This window comes from Streptomyces sp. NPDC058000, assembly GCF_042886435.1.
Classification (GTDB): Bacteria; Actinomycetota; Actinomycetes; order Streptomycetales; family Streptomycetaceae; genus Streptomyces.
The window spans coordinates 142041-164241 of record NZ_JBHVQS010000012.1 but is presented as its reverse complement, the minus strand read 5'-3'; the positions used below and the strand labels follow the sequence as shown (position 1 = coordinate 164241).

Sequence of the window (22201 nt, the reverse complement as noted above, 5' to 3'; positions counted from 1 at the left end):
GAGGTGGAATGACGATGCCGAAGGGAACCACGATGCCCGGCGGCCTACTGGTCCGGCTGCGCGCCGCGATTCTCCCGGCTCGCCCCTTCTCCCCATCCGCCGGGGAGACCCCGACGGCCGTGCTGGCCCTGGGCGCCCTGATGCTGATCACCGCGTTCCTCGCGGCGGCGTTCCCGCGCGGGGTGGACGCCTACGAGACCCGCGGCGTCCGGGCGGCGCTGAGCGACGTCCCGCCCGACCAGCGGACGGTGCGGATCACCGCGGGCCGCCTCGACACCACCCCGCGCAGCCACACCCCTGCCGTAATGGACCGTCAGGACAGGGTCCTGCGAAGCCAGTTCACCGCCCCGCTGCGGATCTCCCCCGCCGACGCCGTGCACGGCGCCCGCACCACCGCCCCGCTGTCCTCCCACGACCCCGGGCTGGCCCGACCCGACGGCGTCGATCCCCGCTTCTCGCTGTACGCGGTCTCCGGCCTGGCCCGCCACGCCACCGTCGCCCAGGGCCGCCTCCCGCGCACCGCCGCGCCCGGGACACCCACCCGGGAAGCCGCGGTCACCGTCGCCACCGCCCACGCCCTCCACCTGCGCCCCGGCAGCCAACTCCACGTCGGCGGGCTGACCCTGCGGATCTCCGGACTGCTCACCCCGCACGCCCCGGAGGGCCCGTACTGGGCGGTGGACCCGCTGATGACGACCGCCGCCCTGGTCGCCGAGGGCGTCCCGCCGCAGAAGCTGTGGCAGGCCGGAGTGCTGCTCGCCCCCGAGGACGGGCCGGCGCTGCTGTCCACCAAGGGGCAACCGGAGCGGTTCTGGCGCTACCCGCTGGACACCGGCGCACTGACCGCCGGGGACGCCCCGCTGCTCCAGGACCGGGTGCGGTCCCTCCAACACGGCCCGGGCCTGGCGCGGCTGCGCGGGGTGGTGGGCCCCGGCGGGCTGGCGGAGAGCGCGGTGGACGGCCTGCTGGACGGCTTCGCGCGGACCCGGGCCGCGGTCGCGCCGGTCGTCGCGGTGGCCGCGTGCGGCATCGGCACCGTCGCCGGCGTCGTCGTCCTCATGACCGGGGGGTTGGCGGCCGCCCGCCGCCACCGGGAACTGGCGCTGCTACGGGCCCGGGGCGCGTCACTGCCCGGCCTGGTCGGGCGGTTGGCGGCACAGACCGCGACGCTGGCGCTGCCCGCGGCCGGCGCCGGCTACGCCCTGGCCGTCCTCCTCGTCCCCGGCGAACGGCTGCTGCCCCCGCTGCTCGCCGCGGCCGCGGTCGGACTGCTCGGCACCCTCGCACTGCCCCTGCGGGCCGCCGCCGCACACCGCAGGACGCGCCCCGACGTCCGCGCGGACCTGGTGAGCGGCCGCCCCTCCCGGCGCCGCACAGTCGCCGAACTCACCGTGCTGGTCCTGGCGGTGGCCGCGGTCCTGGCCCTGCGCCGCCGCGGTACCGGCTCCGGGGGCGTGGACGTCCTGGTCAGCGCGGCCCCCGTCCTGGTCGCGGTGATCGCCGCGCTGCTCCTGATGCGGCTGTATCCGCTGCCGCTGCGGCTGGCGGCCCGGCCCGCCGCCCGTACCCGGGGGCTGTCCGGCTTCCTGGCCGTGGCCCGGGCCGGCCGCGCCCCGGCCGCCGGACTGCCGCTGCTCGCCCTCCTCGTGGCGCTGACCACCGCGTCGTTCGGCGGCTCGGTGCTCGCCGGGGTCGCCGACGCACGCGACCGCGCCGCGCTGGCAGCGGTCGGCGCGGACGCCCGCCTCACCGCCGACAAACCACTCCCCCGGGCCCTGTTGTCGTCCCTCACGACCGTCCCCGGCGTCCAGGACACCGTCCCGCTGCGTCTGAGCACCCAGCCCGCCGACGACAACGGCCCGCCCCTCTACCTCGTCATCGCCGACGCCGACGCCTACGCCCGGCTCGCCCGCACCACCGGCCTGGGCGCCTTCGACGCCACCGACCTGGCCGACCCCGGCGGCGACCGCCCGCTGCCCGCCCTCGTCTCCCCCGGCATCCGCACCCGGTTCGGGGACGCCCCGATGGTGCTGCAACCGGAGTTCGGCCAGATCGTCGTCCGTCCCGCCGTGGTACGCCGCGACACCCCCGCCCAGCCCGGCGGCGACTTCGTCGTGGTCAACGCCCGCAGCGTGGCCCGGCTCCACCCCGACACCTACGCCGACCCCGCCACCGGCCCCTCCGTCGTCCTCCTCGCCGGCCGCTCCCTCGACCCCACCGCCCTCCGCACCACCCTCCGGACCCACACCCCCACCACCCTCCCCACCCGCCTCACCCTGCGCTCCACCACCCGCGCGCACTTCGCCGACTCCCCCCTCCAACAAGGCGCGGAACGCCTCTACGCCGCCGCAGTCGCCGCCGGCGCCGGCTTCGCCCTGCTGGCCCTGCTCCTCTCCCTCCTCCAGACCGCCCCGGAACGCGCCCGGCTCCTCACCGGCCTCCGCGCCATCGGCCTGCCACCGGCCCAGGGCCGCCGCCTCCTCGTCCTCGAAGCCCTGCCCCAGGCCCTGCTCGCCGCCCTCGGCGGCACCCTCACCGGCGCCGCCACCCTCCGCCTGCTCGGCCCCGGCACCGACCTCACCCCGCTCGCCCTCCCCACCACCTCCGGCCCCACCCCGACCGCCCCCGTCCTCCTCCACTCCGACCCCACCTCCCTCCTCCTCCCCGCCACCGCCGTCCTCCTCCTCTCCCTGGCCACGGCCCTCCTCCAGGCCCTCACCAGCCAACGCCGAGCGGAGAACACGGGGCTACGGACGGGGGAGTTGGGGTGACGGGGCGACGAGGTGACGGGCGACGGGCGACGGGGCAAGCCTCTACAACCGCCTTCGCCCCCCGGCCCACCCCAACAACCACCCCACCCACCACAACCGCCACGGCAACGGGCGACGCCACGACCACCGGAGCCACCCCATGACGACCCGCCCCGACGACACACCACCACCGCCGTCACCACTCCCGCCCCAGCCGCCCTCCCTCACCGACCTGGAGCACCGCGCCGCCGCCCGCCGCGCCCGCCCCGCCTACGGGCACGACGCCCTGATCGCCTGCGACCGCCTGGTCCGCGTCTTCACCACCGACGGTGTGGAGGTCCAGGCCCTCCAGGGACTCGATCTCCTCGTCACCGAGGGCGAGTTGCTGGCCCTGGTGGGCGCGTCCGGAAGCGGCAAATCCACCTTGATGAACATCCTGGCCGGACTCGACGTCCCGACCGCCGGCGCGGCCCGCGTCGCCGGCCGCGACCTCCTCACGATGGACGCCCGCACCCGCCTCGACTACCGCCGCAACGTCGTCGGCTTCGTCTGGCAACAGACCGCCCGCAACCTGCTCCCCTACCTCACCGCCCTACAGAACATCGCCCTGCCGATGCAACTGCGCGGCGGCCGTCGCCGTGCCGAACGCACCAAGGCGGCGCAGGAACTGCTGTCCCTGCTCTCCCTCACCCACTGCCGCGACCGGCGCCCCCACCAGCTCTCCGGCGGTGAGGCCCAACGCACCGCCATCGCCGTCGCGTTGGCCAACACCCCGTCCGTCCTCCTCGCCGACGAGCCGACCGGCGAACTGGACTCGCACACCGCCGAGCAGGTCTTCGCCGCGTTCCGCACCGCCAACGAGGAGCTGGGCACCACGATCGTGATCGTCACCCACGACCAGAAGGTGGCCGACGAAGTCCGCCGCACGGTCGCCATCCGCGACGGACGCACCTCCTCAGAAGTCCTACGCCGCACGGAAATCGACGCCACGACCGGTCAGGAATCCGTCGTGGCCCGCGAGTACGCCACCCTCGACCGCGCCGGCCGCCTCCAACTCCCCGCCGACTACACCGCCCCCCTGGGCATGCGGGACCGCGTCCTCCTCCAACGGGAACCCGACCACATCGGCATCTGGCCCGACACCCCACCGCCCCCACCCGCCTCCAGCCCGTCCGACGTTTGAGGGCGGACCTCCGGCCTGCTCAGCGCTTGAGGTCCGCCGCCCGTCCGACGTTTGAGGACGAGCCCGCAGGGCGACAACGAGCCGCAGGGCGAGGCCCCCACACAGCCGGGCCCCCCACAACGCAAGAGGAGCCCACGGCCCAGGATTCAGGACTCGGGGCCCGGGATTCACCCCCGGTTTCGGGAAGGCGCGGGACCGGGGCACACCCCACGAACGCCCACAGCCCCCACCCGGGCGACCGCATCGACCCCGTGCCCCACCGGCCCCGGACACCGACCACCAAGGCGCCAAGCGCCAAGACACCGACCACCAAGGCGTCGGCCCCCAAGGCACCGGCCACCACACCCTGAGCAGCCCTCGAAAACCCGGGCCAGCCGGGGCCCCGTCAAACCGGCGTGACCGTAAGCCCCGACAGCCCGGCCAACCCCGCCGGCCCACCCGCCCGCACGGCGATCGACCCGTACGGCGTGCTCAGCCGCAGCCACCCCCCGGCAGCCAACAGCGCCAGCGTCGGCACCGACGCCTCCGCACCCGCCACACCGGCCGTGCCGGACACCGCACCGCTCGCGGCACCCGCGCGGGAGACCGCACCCGCACGCAAGGCCGTACCCGCCCGGGAGCCCGCCCCCGCGCTCCCGGAGGCCGCCATCGCCCCGGCCTGCGCCCCGCGCAAGAACCCGAGCGCCTGCGCGGCATGCACCGCCCGCAACGGCAGCTCCGTATCGCCCAGCGTCCGCGACCAGATCTCCCGCCCGATCCGGTCCCGCTCGTTCCGGTTGCGCCGCTGCGGCGGCAACGCCTCGTCCCGGGCGCGGAATTCGGCGACCGCGGCGGACACCGCACGCAGCAACGCCTCCGGGGCCGGCAGCCCGGGCACCCGCGTCCAACCGCCCCGCGGCGGCAGCACCCCGGCCCACGGCGGGCCGGTGACCGGGGCGGGCACGGTGACACTGCCCGCCGCCTCCGATATGCCTTCGAGGAGTTCCCCCGCGGAAACCGTCACGTCCAGGCCGGGACCACCCGCAACGCCGTCGGCCGCCAGCCGCGCCGTCCGGATCGCCAGCACCTCGAACGACGGCGGGCGGCCGAAGACGGCCAGCACCCCGTTCCCGGCCTGGAGCCGCACCGCCGCCCCGCGGTCGTAGTGGATCAGCCGGGCGAGGAAGGCGGCGAGATCCGCCGCCTCCCCGGCGTCGGCCAACCGCAACACCGTCATGCGCCGACGGCCCCTTCCTGATGCGCGGCGTCGTCCAGGTACTCCTTGAGGATCGCCTTCTCCTCCGCCGTGAGGCGGCGCGGCCGCCCCGCGGCGAAGTCGAACGGCACGACCACGGTCCGGGCCCGCAGGTAGACCGTGTCCTCGTCCTTGACCTCGTACCCCACCGTCATCGATGCGGCGCTGATCTTCGTCACCCACAGCTCGACGGTCACCGGCTCGGGCCGGTGGACCAGCTGCCGCACGTAGTCGATCTCGTGCCGGGCGACGACCGAGCCGCCCGTGAACGACGGACTGCCGTCCCCCGGCGCCAGCCGACTCATGAAGTCGATCCGCGCCTCTTCGAGGTAGCGGACGAACACCGCGTTGTTGACGTGGCCGAACGCGTCCATGTCCGACCAGCGGAGGGGGCAGGAGTAGAGGTGTCGCACGACGGTCAGCCCCGGGTCAGCTTCTTGTACGTCGCCCGGTGCGGACGGGCCGCATCGGCGCCGAGCCGCTCGACCTTGTTCTTCTCGTAGGACTCGAAGTTGCCCTCGAACCAGAACCACTTGGAGTTGCCCTCGTACGCCAGGATGTGCGTGGCGACGCGGTCCAGGAACCAGCGGTCGTGGGAGACGACCACGGCGCAGCCGGGGAATTCCAGCAGCGCGTTCTCCAGGGAGGACAGCGTCTCGACGTCGAGGTCGTTGGTCGGCTCGTCGAGGAGCAGGAGGTTGCCGCCCTGCTTGAGGGTGAGCGCCAGGTTGAGGCGGTTGCGCTCACCGCCGGAGAGCACGCCGGCCGGCTTCTGCTGGTCCGGGCCCTTGAAGCCGAACGCGGAGACGTAGGCCCGCGAGGGCATCTCGACGTGGCCGACGTTGATGTAGTCGAGCTCGTCGGAGACCACGGCCCACAGGGTCTTCTTGGGGTCGATGTTCTCGCGGCTCTGGTCGACGTAGGAGATCTTGACGGTCTCGCCGACCTTGATGTCGCCGGCGTCCGGCGTCTCCAGGCCCTGCAACATCTTGAAGAGCGTGGTCTTGCCGGCGCCGTTCGGGCCAATGATGCCGACGATGCCGTTGCGCGGCAGGGTGAAGCTGAGGTCGTCGATGAGGACCTTCTCGCCGAACGCCTTGTTGAGGTTGTTGACCTCGACGACGACGCTGCCCAGACGCGGGCCCGGCGGGATCTGGATCTCCTCGAAGTCCAGCTTCCGCATCCGGTCGGCCTCAGCGGCCATCTCCTCGTAACGCGCCAGACGGGCCTTGGACTTGGCCTGCCGCCCCTTGGCGTTGGAGCGGACCCACTCCAGCTCTTCCTTCAGGCGCTTGGCGCGCTTGGCGTCCTTCTGGCCCTCGACCTTCAGACGGGTCTGCTTGGTCTCCAGGTACTTGGAGTAGTTGCCCTCGTAGCCGTGGAGGCGGCCGCGGTCGACCTCGCAGATCCAGCCGGCGACGTTGTCGAGGAAGTACCGGTCGTGGGTGACGGCGACGACGGTGCCGGGGTACTTCGCCAGGTGCTGCTCCAGCCACTGCACCGACTCGGCGTCGAGGTGGTTGGTGGGCTCGTCGAGGAGGAGCAGGTCGGGGGCCTCCAGCAGCAGCTTGCACAGCGCGACGCGGCGGCGCTCACCACCGGAGAGGTTGGTGACCTGCCAGTCGCCGGGCGGGCAGCCCAGCGCGTCCATGGCCTGCTCCAGCTGGGTGTCGAGGTCCCAGGCGTTCGCGTGGTCCAGGTCTTCCTGGAGCTTGCCCATCTCCTCCATCAGCGCGTCGGAGTAGTCGGTCGCCATCAGCTCGGCGACCTCGTTGAAGCGCTTGAGCTTGTCCATGGTCTCGCGGGCGCCGTCCTGGACGTTCTCCAGGACCGTCTTGGACTCGTCGAGCGGCGGCTCCTGAAGGAGCATGCCGACCGTGTAGCCGGGAGAGAGGAAGGCGTCACCGTTCGACGGCTGCTCAAGACCGGCCATGATCTTCAGCACCGTGGACTTACCGGCGCCGTTGGGACCCACGACACCGATCTTCGCGCCCGGCAGGAAGCTCAGCGTCACGTCATCGAGGATGACCTTGTCGCCGTGCGCCTTGCGCGCCTTGCGCATCGTGTAGATGTACTCAGCCAAGAGAAACCGTCCGCCAGTTTGGATCTATCAGGTGGTCTGGGTGGCTCCGCCGCGTGGGCCGTGGTGCGGCGTGGCCGCGCGAGGGCAGATACAGCCATCTTGCCGTACGTCCGTCCCCGGACGGAAACGGGCGCCGAGGGGCGGACGGCAAAGGCCCCGGAGCGGACACTTCGCTCCGGGGCCTTTGCGGTACGCGCCCGGTGATCACCGGCTCACGGTGCGCCGACGGCTCACTCACCGGTGGTCACGAGGTCTGTTGTGACAGTGACGACCGACCGTCTCGCTTACGCGGACTGTCCGGTCTTCTTCTTACGCAGGAAGAACACCGCTCCGCCGCCGACCAGCACGAGGGCGACCGCGACGCCCGCGATCACCGGGGTGGCGCTGCTGGAACCGGTCTCGGCCAGGTCGGTGCCGTGACCGCCGGTGGTGCTACCACCCGTGGTGCCGCCGGCCGTGGCCGGGCTGGGGTGCGAGGAGGGCTGGCCTGCGGTCTTGCAGTCCAGGACGCCGGAGAAGCTCTTCTTGAAGCCGCCCGCTCCGGTGATCGTGATCTGGTACGGCTGGTCCTCGCCGACCGGAACGGTCACGGTCTTGGCCGCGCCCGGCGCGACCTCGTAGTCCTTGCCGGACAGCTGGAAGCGGAACGCCTCATCGCCCTTGTTGGTCGCGGTGACGTCCACGCCGCCCTTGGAGCAGTTCTTCTCCGCGGTGATCGCGGGGATCGCACCCTGCTTCTTCCAGGAGACCGTGGCGGCCGCGGAGACCGTGGACTCGCTGGAGCCGGCCAGGATCTGGGTCTGGCTCTTGGCGTGCTCACCGATGCCGGTGAAGGCCCGGCCGACCGGGACCTTGGTCGCGGCCTGCGCGGTCAGCGAGGTGTTGCCGTCGGCGGTCCCCTTGGGGACGTCGAAGAACAGCTGGGTGCCGTCGGCGGCGCTGGTGACCGGCTTGCCGTCCTTGCCCACGATCTTCACGCCGGCGGGCACGCCCGCCGCCGGGGAGATGGTGACGCTGTCGGCGTTGGTGTGCACGGTGACCGGGCCGATCTTGCCGCCGGACTTGCCCGAGACCGCCGGCGGGTCCAGGGTCAGCGACGCCTTGGGCTCGGAGACGCTCTGCGCGTTCTTCTCCAGGAAGTCGGCGAGCTTCTCGGCGGCCGGGTCGACCGCGTCCACCTTGACGTGGTCGGAGAAGCGCCAGATCGCGACCTGGGTGCCGGCCGCGGCGGTCTTCTCGGACAGCTGCCCGGCGCCGGCCTTGGCGGAGAGCGCCGCCAGGTCGTTCACCTGCGGATAGGAGTTCTGCAGGATCCAGCGGATCCGGCCGGCGTCCGGGTTGTCGTGCAACGACGAGGCGCTCCAGGGCACTTCCTGGTAGCGGGCCTGCTGCTGCGTCGGATTGTGGATGTCGATGCAGTACGTCTGCAGCGTGCCGCCGTTGTCGACCGACATCTCGAAGAGGCCGGCACCGACGCGCTGGTCCCCTCCGTTTCCGTGCACCACGGCCTGATCGAAGGTCTTCAGGCCGCCGAGCGTCGCGGTGGCGCCCCCGTGCGACGCGGCCGGGTCGTCCGCCGCGGCGGTCCCCGCGGTGGCTATCGTGCCCGCCGCGATCAGGCCCGAGGCCACGACTGCGGCGGCAAGGCGGGCTGCGCCCCGCCCCTTCATCGAAAGCATGATTTCCCCTCTGGGCAAGGCGGTCGGCTGGAGAGGTCGCCTCACCGGAAAGATCCCAAGAACTCAGCGGCCGAACTGGTCAGCCTGGTCAGCCCCCGTGAGTACTCGTCGGATCTTATGGAGCGGGCGCATCAGGGTCCCCGGTAATAGCGTCCTATAAGCGATCCGAATCGTAATCGTTACCGAATACGCGCACCCTGAGCTGGCATTATCGACAAATCTCCGTACCTTTTCATGGCACAGATACCTTCTGGGGCGAATTGCCGGACGGGCCTGTGCGCCCCACCTGAGCGGCCGTCCGGCGGTTCGCCGGCACCCCCATTACCACAGTCGTACTCGATTCAACTTTCTCCAACGGCGCGCCATCCGGCTCCCGTTGTGTTTCCTCCGCTGCTTTCCGTGCCCTTACCACCCGGCGGAATGCGGACGTCCCACGCGCGAGATCGTGCCCGATCGCCAGGGCTTCGACCTCTGCCGCGAACCAGCGCTGACCCCCCTTCTCCGGCGGCTGTTCGCCCTCCCGAACCCGCAACCGCCCCTGTACGACCAGCGGTTCACCAACCGCCACCGACGCGGCGACATTGTCCGCGAGCGCCCGCCAGGACCGGACGGTATAGAAACTCGTCTCCCCGTCGGCCCAACATTCCCGGGCCTTGTCCCACCGCCGCGAGGTCGCCGCCATCCGGAACCGCGCCACCGACACCCCCGCCGCGGTCTCCCGGTACTCCACCGCCGTGGCCACGTTCCCCACCAGCGTCACCATCGTGTCGTTCATGGAAGACTCCCCCGTCCCCTTCTTTACGACGTCACTTCAGTACGTCGATTCCGTTCAGTACGTCTCTTGAACGCGCCTCTTCGGTACGGCTCTTCGGTACGGCTCTTCGTCGTGTTCTTCTTTGCTGTGCTTCTGCGGCCCGTGTCTTCGGCGCATGCGCATGTCTTCCGTGGCGGGCCGTCCCGTGTGCGCTTCGCTGAATCCATGCTGCACGGATTCGGCGCGGGCCGTGGCGGCCTGTGGACAAAGGAGCCTGTGGACAACTCCGTCACCCGACAGGGACGGCGGTACCCCGTCCGCCGCCCCGCCACGAGGCGCCTCTCACCTCATACGCCCGACGCCACCGCGTACCGCTCCCGCACCTCGCGGTACCGCAGCAATTCGGCTGCCACCGGCTCCAGTACCCGTGCCCGACCGCACCCGGCCGCCGCGCCCCGCAGCCGCCGCTCGGCCTCCTGCCCGTACCGTCGGGCCGGTCCACGGGCCGCCACCCCGGACAGCCAGGTCAGGAACGGTCCGCCCACCGACCCCACGACCGCGGGCAGCAACCCGGACAGCCACTCCGACGCGTCCACCACACCCGTCACGGCGCCCAACAGCCACAGCGCACCGACCACTTGCAGCACGAACAGCAACCCCTGCAACGAGGCCGCCACCGTCCACCACCGCGGCTTCACGTCCGGCCCCTGCCGCAACGCCTCCTCGGCCTCGGCCGCCACCGCGTCCAACGCCTCCGGCAGCCCCTCGGCCCCCCGCGCCGCCGCCTCCCGTACCGCCTGCGCCCAGGGCACCGGCAGCCCCAGCGCGGCCTCGCCCGCCACGGTACGGACCGCCTGCTCCACCACCGGCCGCGCCGCCGCCCGCCCATCCTCGCCCCGCGTGACGCCGGCCGCCGCGGAGCGTACGGGGACGGCCCCAGCGGGCGCGGAGGCAACCCGCCCGGCCTCCTCATCCCCGGAACCGGGCCCTCCCGCCCCCGGGCGGCCCGCCCCGGTACGCGGTGCGCCGATCCGGACCGCACCCGTGCGGTTGCCGGCCCCGGCCGCCGTCGCCGCGCCCCGCCGGCGCGCTCCCCGGCCCTTGCCTCGGGCCCGCAGCCGCGACCACGGCGAACCGCAAGCCCGTTCCGCGTGCCGCAGCCAGTCCCGTTCCGCCGCCCGCCCGGTGGCCACCGCCCCGACCGCCTCGGCGAGCCGGTCGTCGAACTCCTCCCGGGCCCCTTCGGTCAGTCCCACCCGGCTCTCCGCGACGTACGCCGTCCGCAGTCGTTCCGCCGCGGTGTCCACATCCGCCGTCAGCCTGCGGTCCGCCGCGCCCCGTTCCGCGACGAACTGGCCCAGCGCCTCCCGAAGTTCCGCCACGCCCTCGCCGGTCGCCGCGGAGAGCGCCAGGACCGCCGCACCCGGCTCCCCGTGCTCGCCCAGCGCCAGCCCGTCCTCGTCCAGCAGCCGGCGCAGATCGTCCACCACCTGGTCGGCGGCGTCGCCGGGCAGCCGGTCCACCTGGTTGAGCACCACGAAGGTGACCTCGGCGTAGCCCGCCAGCGGGCGCAAATACCGCTCGTGGAGCACCGCGTCCGCGTACTTCTCCGGGTCCACCACCCAGATCACCGCGTCCACCAACTCCAGCATCCGGTCGACCTGTTCGCGGTTGGCGACGGCCGAGGAGTCATGGTCGGGAAGGTCGAGCAGGACCAGCCCGGCCAGTTCGGGACTGCCCTGCGCGGGGGTGTACCGGCGGTGCACCGGCACCCCGAGCCGGCGCAGCAGCCCCTCCGCGCCCGGCCGGCCGCCCGACCAAACGCAGGCCACCGGCTCGCCGGTCGTCGGCCGACGCGCCGCGACCTCCGAACGCGGCGCCCCCGCCAACGCGTTGAACAGCGAGGACTTCCCGCTCCCGGTCGCTCCCGCGAGGGCGACCACGGTGTGCTCACCGGACAGCCGGTACCGCTCGTCGGCCGCCTCCAGCACCCGTCCGGCCTCGTCCAGCACCATCCCGTCCAGCCGGCTCCGGGACAGCGCGATCAGCTCCCGCAGCGCCTCCAGCCGGGGCCGCAGCCCCTCCTCGGCGGCCCGCCGCGCGCCGCCGGGCACCCACTTGTAGCCGGGCCCGCAGTCCCCGACCTCCTCACCGCGCCCGCCGCCGGCCCCGGCTACGTTCCCGCGCCCGCCGCCCGGCCCCTCCCCCGCAAGCGCTCCCGCGCTCCTCCCGCCGCTCTGGCGCCGCCCACGGAACGCCTCACCCACACCGCAAGCCCCATCCACCTGATCCATCCCAACAGCCCCATCCGCCTCGGCCGTCGGCGGAACATCCGCCCCGGCGCCAGGTCCCACGGCCCGCCCACCGTGCCTCGACTCCCCCTCCCGCGCCCGCCGCGCGATCACCCCGTCGTCCCACGTCCCGCCGTCCCCCGTCCCGTCACTCCACGCCGCCCCCTCGCTGTCCTCGCCGTCCTCGCCGGCACCGGTCTCCGCCCGACGCTCCCCGGACTCCGTCACCGCGTCACCGTCTCTCTCCCGCAGCGGTCCGCCACCGGGCATTCGCGTTCCCGCTCCGTCTCCCGCTCGTCCACCGACCGCGTCCGGTGCTGCTCGCGCTGCACCACGGACACCGCGGCGATCAGTTCGGCCTGCTGGTCCGGCGGCACCGTCAGACGGTCCAGGGGGGCCAATCGGCGCTCCCGTTCACCGTCGAGGGCGTGCGCCAGATACGTGGTCAGCAGTTGGGCACCCTGGTCACACAGCCGCAGCGCGCTCTGTGCCCCCAACAGGTCGGCGAGGTTCTCCCCCGCCGTACGGGCCCGGCGCCCGCCCAGCAGCGCGGTGGCCAGCAGGGCCGCCGGTTCCTCGGCGTCGACCGGGTCGCCCCGTTCACCGGCCTGGCCGCCGCGCGCCTCCCGGGTCTCCTCCTCGGCCAGTTCCTCCAGACAGCGCCGCCACCTTCGGACGATCACGCCGATCCGCCCGGCGGCTCCCGCGGCCCCGTCCATGGCGGTCAGCGCCGCCTCGGCCGCCGCGGGGTCCCGCCGCCAGGCGCCCGCGGCCCGCTCGTCGGCCTCCTCGACGGCGCAGACCAGCAGCGCGGTGAGCCCTTGGGCCAGCGCGTCCAGCAGTTCGTCGGCACGACCGCCGAGCCCGTGCGCGTGCCAGTGGGCGCGGGCGTCGCCGGCCAGCACTTCACCGGCCGCGACCTCGCGCCGCACCCGCTCCGCTGCCTCCTCGTACGCCTCCTCGGCCCGGCCGGCCAGCCGTAGCGCCGCGGCGTGCTGGGCGGCGGCGGCCCCGGCCAGCGCGGGCAGCCGGCTGCGCAGCGAGGCGATCACCCCGGAAGCGGTCCGGTCCGCGGCGGCACTACGGGCAACGGGGTCCTGGGCGTGCCGTTCCAGCCACTCCCGCAGACCGGCGACCGCCGTCGCGGGCAACAGTCCGCGGCCCCCGCCCGCGGACTCGGGCAGCTCGGGAATGGTGAACCGGGGTACGTGTCCGAGCCCGGCCCGCTGTAGGAGCTCCGCGTACCGCGCGGAGATCTCGGCGGCGATCTGGTGCGGTACCCGGTCCAGCACGGTGACCAGCGTGACGTCGTACTCCTTGGCGGTGCGCAGCAGATGCCAGGGCACGGCGTCGGCGTACCGGGCCGCCGTGGTGACCAGAACCCAGACGTCGGCCGCGCAGATCAACTCGGCGGCCAGTTCGCGGTTGCCGGCCACCAGTGAGTCGATGTCCGGGGCGTCCAGCAACGCCAGCCCGCTGGGCAGCGCGGCGTCCGTCTCGATCCGCACCGTCGGCGTCCCCGGCTCACCGGCGGCCCGACCGTGCCCACCGCCGAGCCCCTTCTCCTCTCCTTCGTTGCGCTCGCTTGCCTCGCCACCGTCCTGCTCCGGCACCCACACCCGGGTGAGCCCCGGGAGCACCCGCTGTCCGGCGAACCAGCGGTGATCGTCGGGGTGGCAGACCAGCACCGGCGTACGCGTCGTGGGCCGCAGCACCCCGGCCTCCGAGACGCGCCGCCCCACCAGCGAATTGACCAGGGTGGACTTGCCCGCCCCCGTGGAACCTCCGATGACCGCGAGAAGTGGAGCCTTAGGGGCGCGCAGGCGGGGCATCACATAGTCGTCCAGCTGGGAGAGCAGCTCGGCCCGGTTGCGCCGGGCGCGGTCGGCGCCCCCGAGCGGTAGGGGAAATCGTGCGGCGTCGACGCGGTCACGCAGAACGGACAGTGCGTCGATCAGCCGGGGTCCTACGTCCAAGGTCGCCACATGTGCAGAATGCCCAATTTCGTTAGGTTTTTGAAGCGTATAACCCCTTGTGTGCGCCGCGAGAATCTCCACGGAACGCGATAGGTGAGATATGGGATTTTCGTAACATCTCAGACGCAGGCATAACGAGTGCACAACACCCGCCGCGCGAGACGGCAAAAGCCGTGCAGGATTCGTACCTGCCTGCGATTATCGGGATCGCTTCACCGAACCTCCACAACGTGCCACGGAGGTGAAGCAACCGGGACGAGCCACCCGGACCTCTATCCTGGTCCGCGGTTCGTGATCCACGCCCACCATCCGGCCCCCGTAGCTCAGTGGATAGAGCAGGTGCCTTCTAAGCACTTGGCCGCAGGTTCGAGTCCTGCCGGGGGCGCCAGGCCAGACCCTCCCGTTGGGAGGGTCTTTTTGTTGGGTGGGTGGTGGGCTGCCTGGGGGCGGGGGGCGGTTCGGTTAGGGGTGGGGGTTTCCCTTGGTGGGGGTGTTGAGTAGGGACGGGTAGTCGTCGAGGGATATGTCGGCCGAGATTTCGTGGCCCTCTTGGAGGATGGCGGTGAGGGTGGCCGGGTCGTTGAGGGCGGCGTTGCGGGCGGTTAGCGCTTCTTGGGTGAGGGGGGCCAGGAATTCACCGGCGCCGCGGCCGCCTTCCTGGCAGCGCGTGACGTACGGTCGCAGTTTTTCCTCGTAGCGGGTGAAGGCTTGGCGGTGGTCGCCGGCCGCGGTGGCCAGCTCACCGGCGAGGACGTAGGCGCCGACGATCGCCGAGCCGGTGCCCATGCCGCCGACGGTGGCGCCGTAGGCGGCGTCGCCGAGGAGTGCTATCCGGCCCGTCGACCAAGTCGGTATGTCGACGCGACTGATGGAGTCGAAGTAGAGGTCGTCGGCGTCCCAGACCGTTCCGATCAGTTCCGTGGTGCGCCAGCCGGCGCCCTCGTACGCCTGGGTGAGGGCCTTTCTCTGGGCCTGCGGGTCACGGCGGTCGTGGCTCAGCCGCTCGGACGCGAAGACGCAGAAGGTCTCGCCTCCGTAGGTGGGGTCGTCGGCCCGGCGGGGGACACGGCCGACCGTCGCCAACCGGCCGGGTTCGTTGTAGCCGACGGCGCGGGCCGCGAGGTCCGGGGCGGCCGTTATCGGGAGGTCCCAGCCGGCGACGTAATAGCCGAGGTGGCTGACGAATTGGTCTTCGGGGCCGAAGGCGAGCCGGCGCACGGTGGAGTGCAGGCCGTCGGCGCCGATGACCAGGTCGAAGGTGCGGGGCTCGGCGTGCTCGAAGGTGACGTGGACTCCGTCGGCGGATTCGGTGAGGGAGGTGGGGGAGTCGCCGAAGAGGTATTCGGCGGAAGGGGCGTGGGGTGGGCGGGTGTGGTCGTAGAGGATGCGGGAGAGTTCTGAGCGGAGGATTTCCACGTCGCCGCCCGCGAACTCGGGGGGCATGGCGGCCACTTGCTCCCCCTGGGCGTCGATGAAGGTCATGGGGCTGCCGGCGGTGCGGCGCTGTCTGATCTTGTCGAGGACGCCCATCCGCTGGAGCACCTCCAGATGCGCCGCACCGCGGAAGTCGACCGCGAAGCCGCCGCCGCGGAGAGCCGGCGCCACCTCGACGACGGTGGGGCGGAAGCCGTAGCGAGCGAGCCAGTAGGCGAGGGCCGGGCCGGCGATGCTGGCACCGGAGATCAGCACCGTGCGGGGCCGGGCGGACGCGGGCGGCGCGGCGGGCGCGCCTTCTTCCCTGGTCGGAGGCATGGCCGTCGTGGCCGGCGCGACCGTCGCGGCGGTGGTGGCCGGCGCGGCAGTCGTGGCGGTGGCGGCCGTCGCGGCTGGTGTCGTCGTTGATTCGTGCGTCATTGGACGCTCCCCCTGTGTCGGTGTGGCGTGGTGACGAAATAACTGTATCCGGTGGACACGGATATGTATACTCGTGGACACAGTTTTAGGATGCGGGGGTGGCTGGAGACGAGAAGAGCAGTGTGTTCGGGGATCAGGCGGGCAGCGTCGAGCTGTTGTGGGGCGGGCGCGGGCGGCCGAGCCGTGGCCCCAAGCCGGCGCTGAGCCTGGAACGGATCACGCAGACGGCCATCGGGCTCGCCGACACGGGCGGGCTGGGCGCGGTCTCCATGCAGCGGGTCGCGGCGGAGCTGGACTTCACGAAGATGTCCCTGTACCGGTACGTGCCCGGCAAGTCGGAGCTGGTCGCGCTGATGATCGACATGGCGATGGGGGAACCGCCGGAGCCGGCGGGCACCGCGGCCGACGACTGGCGTGGCGCGTTGCGGGAGTGGGCGGAGCGGCTCGCGGCGGTCTTCGACCGGCACCCGTGGCTGTTGAGCGCCATCATCGGGTCGCGGGTCATGGGCCCCAATGAACTCGGCTGGACGGAGCGGGCGTTGGCGGCGCTCGCGAACACCGGGCTGACGGGCGGTGAGCAGTTGGATGCCGTGGTGGTGGTGAGCGGGCACATCCGGGCCATCGCGCAGGTGTCGGCGTCCATGGGCGTGGGCAGCGCTCGGGCGAAGGAGCCGGAGGCGGTGATGAGTGCCGCGCTGAACGAGCTGCTCGTCGGGCGGTCCGAGCGGTTTCCGGCGGTGGCGGCGGCGGTGGCGGACACCGCGGGGGGCGCGTCCCGGGATCAGGCCCGGGAGTTCGGGCTGGAGCGGATCCTGGACGGGCTGGAGGCGTACGTCGGGCGGGGGTGAGGTTGTCGGTCGGGCGGTGCGGTTGTCGGTCGGGCGGCCAGTGCGGTTTCGGTGGCGTGCGTCTTCCGTCGGGCCCTGGTGGTGGATGGGTGTCCCCCACCGAGCGGGCACCCGGAACCGCCCCGGCCCCCTGCCTCGGGGCGGGCGAGCCGCAAGGCAGGGGAAGCCCCACGGGCGCCGCCGCTACATACCCAGTCGTACCGACTTGCGGGGCTGCTCCTTCGCACCCGTCAGGAGGCCGTGCAGGGTGGCGAATTCGTCGACGCACTTGGCGGTGCCGTTGACGACGCAGTCCAGGGGGGCGTCGGCGACCATGACCGGGACGCCCATCTCCTGACGGAGGCGCCGGTCCAGGCCGCGGAGCAGGGCGCCGCCGCCGGTGAGGGCGATGCCGCGTTCGATGATGTCGCCGGAGAGCTCCGGGGGGCATTCGTCGAGGGTGCGGTGGACGGCTCGGACGATGGCCTCGACGGGTTCGGTGAGGGCGGTACGGATTTCTTCGGCGGTGATTTCCTGGAGGCGGGGGAGGCCGCTGAGGTGGTCACGGCCGCGGACGGTGAAGGAGTAGGGGGAGGACGGGGGCGCCTCGGGGTCGGCTTCGGTTTCCGCTCCGGTTCCCGCGGTGGGAGTGGGGAGGGCGGCCAGGGCGGTGGTGTCCTCGGGGGTCCAGGCGGCCGAGCCGATGGCGATCTTGATTTCTTCTGCGGTGCGTTCGCCGATGGCCAGGCCGTGTTCCTTCTTGATGTACGTGGAGATGGCGGCGTCCATCGCGTCCCCGGCGACCCGTACGGAGTGGGCGGTGACCAGGCCGCCCATGGAGACGACGGCGACCTCGGTGGTGCCGCCGCCGATGTCGACGACCATGCAGCCGACCGGTTCGGCCACCGGGAGGCCCGCGCCGATCGCGGCGGCCATCGGCTCTTCGATCAGGTGCACCTCGCGGGCGCCGGCGCCCCGCGCGGAGTCGATGACGGCGCGTCGTTCGACCCCGGTGATGCCGGAGGGGACGCAGATGACGACCCGGGGGCGGGAGAAGCGGCGGCTGGGCAGGGCCTTCTTCATCAGGGCGCGCAGCATCTGTTCGGCGGCGTCGAAGTCGGCGATGACGCCTTCCCGGAGGGGGCGCATCGCGGTGATCCCGGAGGGCGTGCGGCCGATGGTGCGTTTGGCCTCCGAGCCGACGGCGATGACGTCGCCGGCGGCGTTGACGGCGACCACGGACGGCTCGTTCAGCACCACGCCTTTGCCGCGGGCGTAGACGAGGGTGTTGGCGGTGCCGAGGTCGATGCCTATGTCGTACGTACCGGACGAAGTGCTGGACGCCATGGGGAGTTCGTTTGCTCTCTCTCGGGAGGACATTGCGCCGCAGAGAGCGTCATTGACCTACCAATGACGGTAATTGCGGGCAATTATCTAGACTACTGGGGGTGCGGAATGGTTCCTGCGGGGGCGGCCCGCGGGGTAAAGAGGCGGCAAGGTCAGGGGTCGGGGGGCAGCGCCTCGGTGAGGTCGTCGAGGGCGTCCAGGAGGAGTTCGGAGGCGCGGACGGCGACGCCCGCGTGCTCGCCCTCGGCGTTCCAGCGTTCCCAGACGGCGTGCGATTCGCTCCAGTCCAGGGGGGCGCCGTCGCGGACGGCCCGGGCCGCGCGGTCCAGGGCGGGGCGGAGGGCGGCGGTGAACGCGGCGGCGCCGGGCGCGGGTTCGGCGTCCTTGTCGGGCAGGTGGGCCTCCAGGATCATCGTGACCCGGCCCATCGTGGCGAGCGTGGTGCTGGCGGCGTGCGCCGCGTGGAGCGAGAGGCCGCGGTGGCGGACCGGCTCCTTCTCGGCGCGGGCCTCGCTCACTTCCCAGGCGGCGCGGGCCGCGCGGGCGTCCAGCAGGGCCTCGCGGACCTGTCGGGGGCGGCGCTCGGCGGGCCGGGCGTAGCCGTCGAGGACGGCGCATGCGTAACGGCCGTTGGCGGTGAGCCAGTCGGCGAGGCGGTCGCGGAGCCGGGGCGTCTCCCAGGCGGGGAACAGCGCGTAGGACAGCATCGCCAGGACGCCGCCGATGAGGGTGAGCACGACGCGTTCCTGGACGGTCTGTTCCCAGCCGGCGCCGACGATGCCGAGCAGGAAGACGACGTAGCCGGCGATGCAGGCCGAGGTGACCGAGAAGCCGGTGCGCATCAGCAGGTACATCAGGAAGACGCAGACCAGGGCGAGGCCGGCGCTGATGTAGGCGTCGGGATGGGCCAGGGCCATCAGGGCGCCGGCGATGGTGACGCCGACCAGGGTGCCGGCGAAGCGGGCGACGCCGCGGGAGTAGGTCTGGGCGAAGTCGGGGCGCATCACCATGACGGAGGCGAGCGGCGCCCAGTAGCCGTGGCCGAACCGGAGGGCGGTGGCGAGCAGGTAGCCGGCGGCGGCGACCGCGGCGACGCGGAGGGCGTGTCGGAAGATGTGGGAGGACCAGCGGGCCTCGCGGTGCAGGGCGCGGAGGGCGACCGGGACGAGCTTGGGGACGCTGGGGCGCAGCAGGTGGCCGCGTTCGGCCGCGGTGGTGGGGCGGGTGGCCTCGACGGGTTCGTCGGTGAGTTCGACGGCGTCGGCGAGCAGGGAGATCAGGCGGTAGGCGGCGCGGCGGGCGGGGCCGCTGAGCATCGGGCCGGTGGCCGGGACTTCGAGGGCGGCCATCGCCTCCGGTGGCAGCCGGACCGGCTTGTCGTGCCGTACGGCGTGCGCGACGGCGTCCAGGACGGTGGCGGCGGCGCCCAGCAGTTCGCGGGCACGGTCGCGTTCGGGTCCTTCCAGGGGGGCACCGACGACCGGGTCGGCCAGTGAGGCGAGGACCGGGCGGACGCGTTCGGCGAGACCGCGGGGGCCGTGCAGTTGGACGGGGCGGCGCCTGGCCTGGCGGGGGGTGACGGCGGAGGCGAGCCGGGCGTCCATCAGGGGCGCGGGGTCGAAGGGGGCGACCGGGTCGTGCCGTAGTCGTCGGGCGTAGTCGGCCTCGGCGGCCAGGGCGTCGGCCAGGGCGTCGCGCTGGATGCCCCAGGGGCGTACCGGGAACAGGACGATGAGGGTGGCCTGGACGAGGCCGCCGAAGGCGATCAGTGCGGCGTGTTGCAGGGCGCCCAGGACGGACGTCGGGAGCGTGACGGTGATCAGCATGATCGCCACGGTCTGGGTGCCGATGAGGCCGGAGACCGGGCCGATCGCCCAGGCCAGGCCCGCCAGGAAGGTCCAGCCGGTGAGCAGCAGGACGAAGGCGACGAGGTGGGCGGCGGCCAGGTAGCCGAGGAAGGTGGAGACCGCCAGGGCGCCGGCGACGGCCAGGGCCAGGACCGGGCGGGGCCGCATGCTGCGCTGGAAGGTGGCGATACCGGAGGAGAAGGCGCCGAAGGCGGAGGAGACGGCCAGGGCGGGGCTGCCCTGCCACAGGCACAGGCCGATGACGACGGCCACGCCGGCGGTGCCGCGGATCGCGATCAGCGGGGTGAGTTTGGCCCGTTCGACGGTCAGCCCCGAGCGGGCGGCTTCCTTGAGCGCTCGCGACCAGGTCATAGCGAGAGGATACGGGCCGGTAGCTGGGGTGACGGGGTATCGGGGTGTCGGGGTGGGGGTACCTCCCGGCGGTAGCCGGGGGAGGGTGCGGGAGGGCTGCCCGGATGCCTTCGCGGGGGTGCGGAAGGGGGGCGCGCGGGGGCGCGGAGAGCGGGTGGCGGGGCCATCGTGGGAGGGAAGGGCGCCAGGGCGCGTGCGGGTGCCCGCGGTGGTGGGGAGGGGCGCGCGGAGGGCAATCCGGGCTCAGCGGTGCGCCCTCACCAGGAAAATGACGGTAAACCGGATCTCCGCTGAGCGTAAACACCACAGGTCAGAGCGGTGTAAGGAGTTTCGGCCCGGAGCGGTGCGAGCAACCAGACACCCCGGGAGGGAAACCTGTCCCCGCCCCGTCCCCTCTTGCTGGCCGGTCGGGACAACTCCCGGCCCGTTCGCCAAGGAGAAGGTCCCGTGCGCAAATCCCTTGTCAAACCGGTGATCGCGTTGATCGCCCTGACCGTCCTCGGAGCCACGGCAGGCTGCGGCACGAGCGACTCCGAGGCCACCCCCGTACGGTTCAGTGGCCCCCGGACGGGTGCCGCCATGCAGACCGCGCCGACCAGCAAGAACTCGCTGGTGCAGATGCCCACTCACCCGATCAGCTTCCAGGAGACCAGCAAGGTCGGCGGGGCCGGCGAGAACACTCCAATAGCCCTGACCACCTACCACGGGAAGAAGTCCGGCTTCACGGGGAAGGTGTGGGTCTGGGCGCCGCCGGAGTACTACGAGAAGAAGAACGCGAACAAGGGCTTCCCGGTCATGGAGGCGCTGCCCGGCGCCTACGGCTACCCGGTCAACTACTGGATCGGCTCCGACCTCAAGCTGGAGGAGTCCCTCGCCACCTGGTCGAAGGCCGGTAAGAGCCTGCCGTTCATCGTCGTGATGCCGGTGCTCAACCCCAATGACAAGCAGTACTACGACGGCAGTGACATCCCCGGTCAGCCGAAGATCGGGACGTGGCTGAGCAAGGACGTCCCGGACCTGGTCCGGGAGAACTTCCGCACCCTGAAGACCCGCAACGCGTGGTGCATCATGGGCTCCTCCTCGGGTGGTTTCTCGGCGCTGAAGAACGTGCTGCAGAACCCGAAGGACTTCAAGGTGGCGATCCCCAACGGGCCGGACATCGTGCCCGATTCGCCGCTGTGGCGGGGGCACCTCTCGGCGATGCGGGAGAACAACCCCGAGGTGCTGGCGCACCAGTTGATCGCCCGCGGCGGGCCGGACGTCTACCTCGCCTTCCAGGACGGTTCCAAGGAGAACACCGTGCTGCCGAAGGTGCGGAAGTTCATCGCCCAATACGGCCACGGGCCGGTGAAGACGCGGCTGCAGGTCGTGCCGGACGGCACGCACAGCGGCGCCACCTACGTCCAGGGCATGGGCATGGGCACGATGGAGTGGGTCAGCGCCCACATGCAGGGTCCGACCGGCTGAGCGCGGGGCGGACCGAAGGGCGGTCGCGACGGACACCGGTCCGTGGCGGCCGCCCTCGTCGTGTGCGGGGGTCACGGCGCGCAGTCGACGTCCTGGAGGGTGACCGGGTGGGAGTCCAGGCCGACGTAGGCGGTGAAGGCGCGGCGGGTGCCGCCGTCCCAGTGGGTGGTGACGGTGGCCCAGCCGACGCCCGCGGACTGGGCGGTGGTGACCTTGCCGATGGTGATCGACCGCGGGGTGTTCTGGGCGCAGAGCAGCAGGTCGTAGCCGTCGGTGTGGGCGGCGCGGTCCTTGAGGTGGGCGGAGACCTGGTGGCTGCGCCGGTAGGGGGTGGGGCCGTGCTGGCCGTAGAAGCCGGTCAGGAAGTGGTGGATCTCGGCGGCGGTGTGGCGGCCGCCCGGGTCGCTGCGGACGGTGGCGGCGGCGGGTCCGGTGGCGGCGAGGGTCAGGGCGAGGGCCGCGGCACAGGCGGCGAGGGCGGTGACGGGACGCGGTGCGGTACGGGACATGGCAGGTCCTCACCTTCAGGCGTGTGAC

15 protein-coding genes and 1 tRNA gene are annotated in these 22201 nt (G+C 72.6%); 5 read left to right on the top strand and 11 right to left on the bottom strand.

What is annotated here, in order from left to right; translation table 11 throughout:
• The first annotated feature begins 14 nt into the window (after positions 1-14).
• Together ACFVT2_RS15800 and ACFVT2_RS15795 are read left to right on the top strand one after the other, a co-directional pair.
• Positions 15-2771, top strand: a complete 2757-nt coding sequence (locus ACFVT2_RS15800; RefSeq protein WP_390017401.1) for an FtsX-like permease family protein — start codon at positions 15-17, stop codon at positions 2769-2771.
• Between the two features lie 139 nt (positions 2772-2910).
• Positions 2911-3933, top strand: a complete 1023-nt coding sequence (locus tag ACFVT2_RS15795; RefSeq protein WP_390017398.1) for an ABC transporter ATP-binding protein — start codon at positions 2911-2913, stop codon at positions 3931-3933.
• Between the two features lie 385 nt (positions 3934-4318).
• Here ACFVT2_RS15795 and ACFVT2_RS15790 read toward each other — a convergent pair whose 3' ends face one another.
• The 7 genes from ACFVT2_RS15790 to ACFVT2_RS15760 all read right to left on the bottom strand — a co-directional run bounded on the left by ACFVT2_RS15790 (position 4319) and on the right by ACFVT2_RS15760 (position 13950).
• The gene (locus ACFVT2_RS15790; RefSeq protein WP_390017396.1) at positions 4319-5149 is read right to left on the bottom strand and encodes a hypothetical protein; all 831 of its coding nucleotides are present in this window, start codon (positions 5147-5149) and stop codon (positions 4319-4321) included.
• Positions 5146-5580: an acyl-CoA thioesterase gene (locus ACFVT2_RS15785; protein WP_390017393.1), complete on the bottom strand. Its 435-nt coding sequence runs from the start codon at positions 5578-5580 to the stop codon at positions 5146-5148. The genes ACFVT2_RS15790 and ACFVT2_RS15785 overlap by 4 nt, the downstream gene beginning before the upstream one ends.
• Positions 5581-5585: 5 nt before the next feature.
• Positions 5586-7250 (bottom strand): energy-dependent translational throttle protein EttA, encoded by a 1665-nt coding sequence (ettA, locus tag ACFVT2_RS15780; protein ID WP_390017391.1) that lies wholly within the window; start codon positions 7248-7250, stop codon positions 5586-5588.
• Positions 7251-7534: 284 nt separating this feature from the next.
• The gene (locus ACFVT2_RS15775) at positions 7535-8920 is read right to left on the bottom strand and encodes an LAETG motif-containing sortase-dependent surface protein (protein ID WP_390017484.1); all 1386 of its coding nucleotides are present in this window, start codon (positions 8918-8920) and stop codon (positions 7535-7537) included.
• Between the two features lie 241 nt (positions 8921-9161).
• A complete protein-coding gene (locus tag ACFVT2_RS15770; protein WP_390017388.1) occupies positions 9162-9704 on the bottom strand; it encodes a single-stranded DNA-binding protein in 543 nt (180 codons plus the stop codon).
• Positions 9705-10030: 326 nt separating this feature from the next.
• A complete protein-coding gene (locus ACFVT2_RS15765) occupies positions 10031-11797 on the bottom strand; it encodes a GTPase (protein ID WP_390017385.1) in 1767 nt (588 codons plus the stop codon).
• Positions 11798-12198: 401 nt separating this feature from the next.
• On the bottom strand, positions 12199-13950 hold the full coding sequence (locus ACFVT2_RS15760) for a dynamin family protein (protein WP_390017383.1): 1752 nt from the start codon (positions 13948-13950) through the stop codon (positions 12199-12201).
• 312 nt (positions 13951-14262) lie between these two features.
• Here ACFVT2_RS15760 and ACFVT2_RS15755 point away from each other — a divergent pair.
• A tRNA-Arg gene (locus ACFVT2_RS15755) sits at positions 14263-14338 on the top strand.
• Positions 14339-14412: 74 nt separating this feature from the next.
• On the opposite strand, the gene ACFVT2_RS15750 is transcribed toward ACFVT2_RS15755, so the two are convergent.
• The gene (locus ACFVT2_RS15750; RefSeq protein ID WP_390017482.1) at positions 14413-15639 is read right to left on the bottom strand and encodes an FAD-dependent monooxygenase; all 1227 of its coding nucleotides are present in this window, start codon (positions 15637-15639) and stop codon (positions 14413-14415) included.
• Positions 15640-15902: 263 nt separating this feature from the next.
• Here ACFVT2_RS15750 and ACFVT2_RS15745 point away from each other — a divergent pair, with 263 nt between their 5' ends.
• Positions 15903-16652 (top strand): TetR/AcrR family transcriptional regulator, encoded by a 750-nt coding sequence (locus ACFVT2_RS15745; protein ID WP_390017380.1) that lies wholly within the window; start codon positions 15903-15905, stop codon positions 16650-16652.
• A gap of 183 nt (positions 16653-16835) precedes the next feature.
• On the opposite strand, the gene ACFVT2_RS15740 is transcribed toward ACFVT2_RS15745, so the two are convergent.
• Together ACFVT2_RS15740 and ACFVT2_RS15735 are read right to left on the bottom strand one after the other, a co-directional pair.
• The gene (locus tag ACFVT2_RS15740) at positions 16836-17978 is read right to left on the bottom strand and encodes a rod shape-determining protein (RefSeq protein WP_390017377.1); all 1143 of its coding nucleotides are present in this window, start codon (positions 17976-17978) and stop codon (positions 16836-16838) included.
• Positions 17979-18130: 152 nt separating this feature from the next.
• Positions 18131-20197: an FUSC family protein gene (locus ACFVT2_RS15735; RefSeq protein ID WP_390017375.1), complete on the bottom strand. Its 2067-nt coding sequence runs from the start codon at positions 20195-20197 to the stop codon at positions 18131-18133.
• A 447-nt stretch (positions 20198-20644) separates the two neighbouring features.
• Between ACFVT2_RS15735 and ACFVT2_RS15730 the strand changes: the two genes are divergently transcribed.
• Positions 20645-21664, top strand: coding sequence for an alpha/beta hydrolase (locus tag ACFVT2_RS15730; protein WP_390017372.1), 1020 nt, complete (start codon positions 20645-20647; stop codon positions 21662-21664).
• Positions 21665-21735: 71 nt separating this feature from the next.
• Here ACFVT2_RS15730 and ACFVT2_RS15725 read toward each other — a convergent pair whose 3' ends face one another.
• Positions 21736-22173 (bottom strand): hypothetical protein, encoded by a 438-nt coding sequence (locus tag ACFVT2_RS15725; RefSeq protein WP_390017370.1) that lies wholly within the window; start codon positions 22171-22173, stop codon positions 21736-21738.
• Between the last annotated feature and the right edge of the window lie 28 nt (positions 22174-22201).

Excerpts from the sequence above, each read along its gene's own strand:
- ACFVT2_RS15795 (WP_390017398.1), top strand. The coding sequence starts at position 2,911 with ATGACGACCCGCCCCGACGACACACCACCACCGCCGTCACCACTCCCG.
- ACFVT2_RS15775 (WP_390017484.1), bottom strand. The coding sequence starts at position 8,920 with ATGAAGGGGCGGGGCGCAGCCCGCCTTGCCGCCGCAGTCGTGGCCTCG.
- ACFVT2_RS15790 (WP_390017396.1), bottom strand. The coding sequence starts at position 5,149 with ATGACGGTGTTGCGGTTGGCCGACGCCGGGGAGGCGGCGGATCTCGCC.
- ACFVT2_RS15770 (WP_390017388.1), bottom strand. The coding sequence starts at position 9,704 with ATGAACGACACGATGGTGACGCTGGTGGGGAACGTGGCCACGGCGGTG.
- ACFVT2_RS15740 (WP_390017377.1), bottom strand. The coding sequence starts at position 17,978 with ATGGCGTCCAGCACTTCGTCCGGTACGTACGACATAGGCATCGACCTC.
- ACFVT2_RS15735 (WP_390017375.1), bottom strand. The coding sequence starts at position 20,197 with ATGACCTGGTCGCGAGCGCTCAAGGAAGCCGCCCGCTCGGGGCTGACC.
- ACFVT2_RS15725 (WP_390017370.1), bottom strand. The coding sequence starts at position 22,173 with ATGTCCCGTACCGCACCGCGTCCCGTCACCGCCCTCGCCGCCTGTGCC.
- ACFVT2_RS15800 (WP_390017401.1), top strand. The coding sequence starts at position 15 with ATGCCGAAGGGAACCACGATGCCCGGCGGCCTACTGGTCCGGCTGCGC.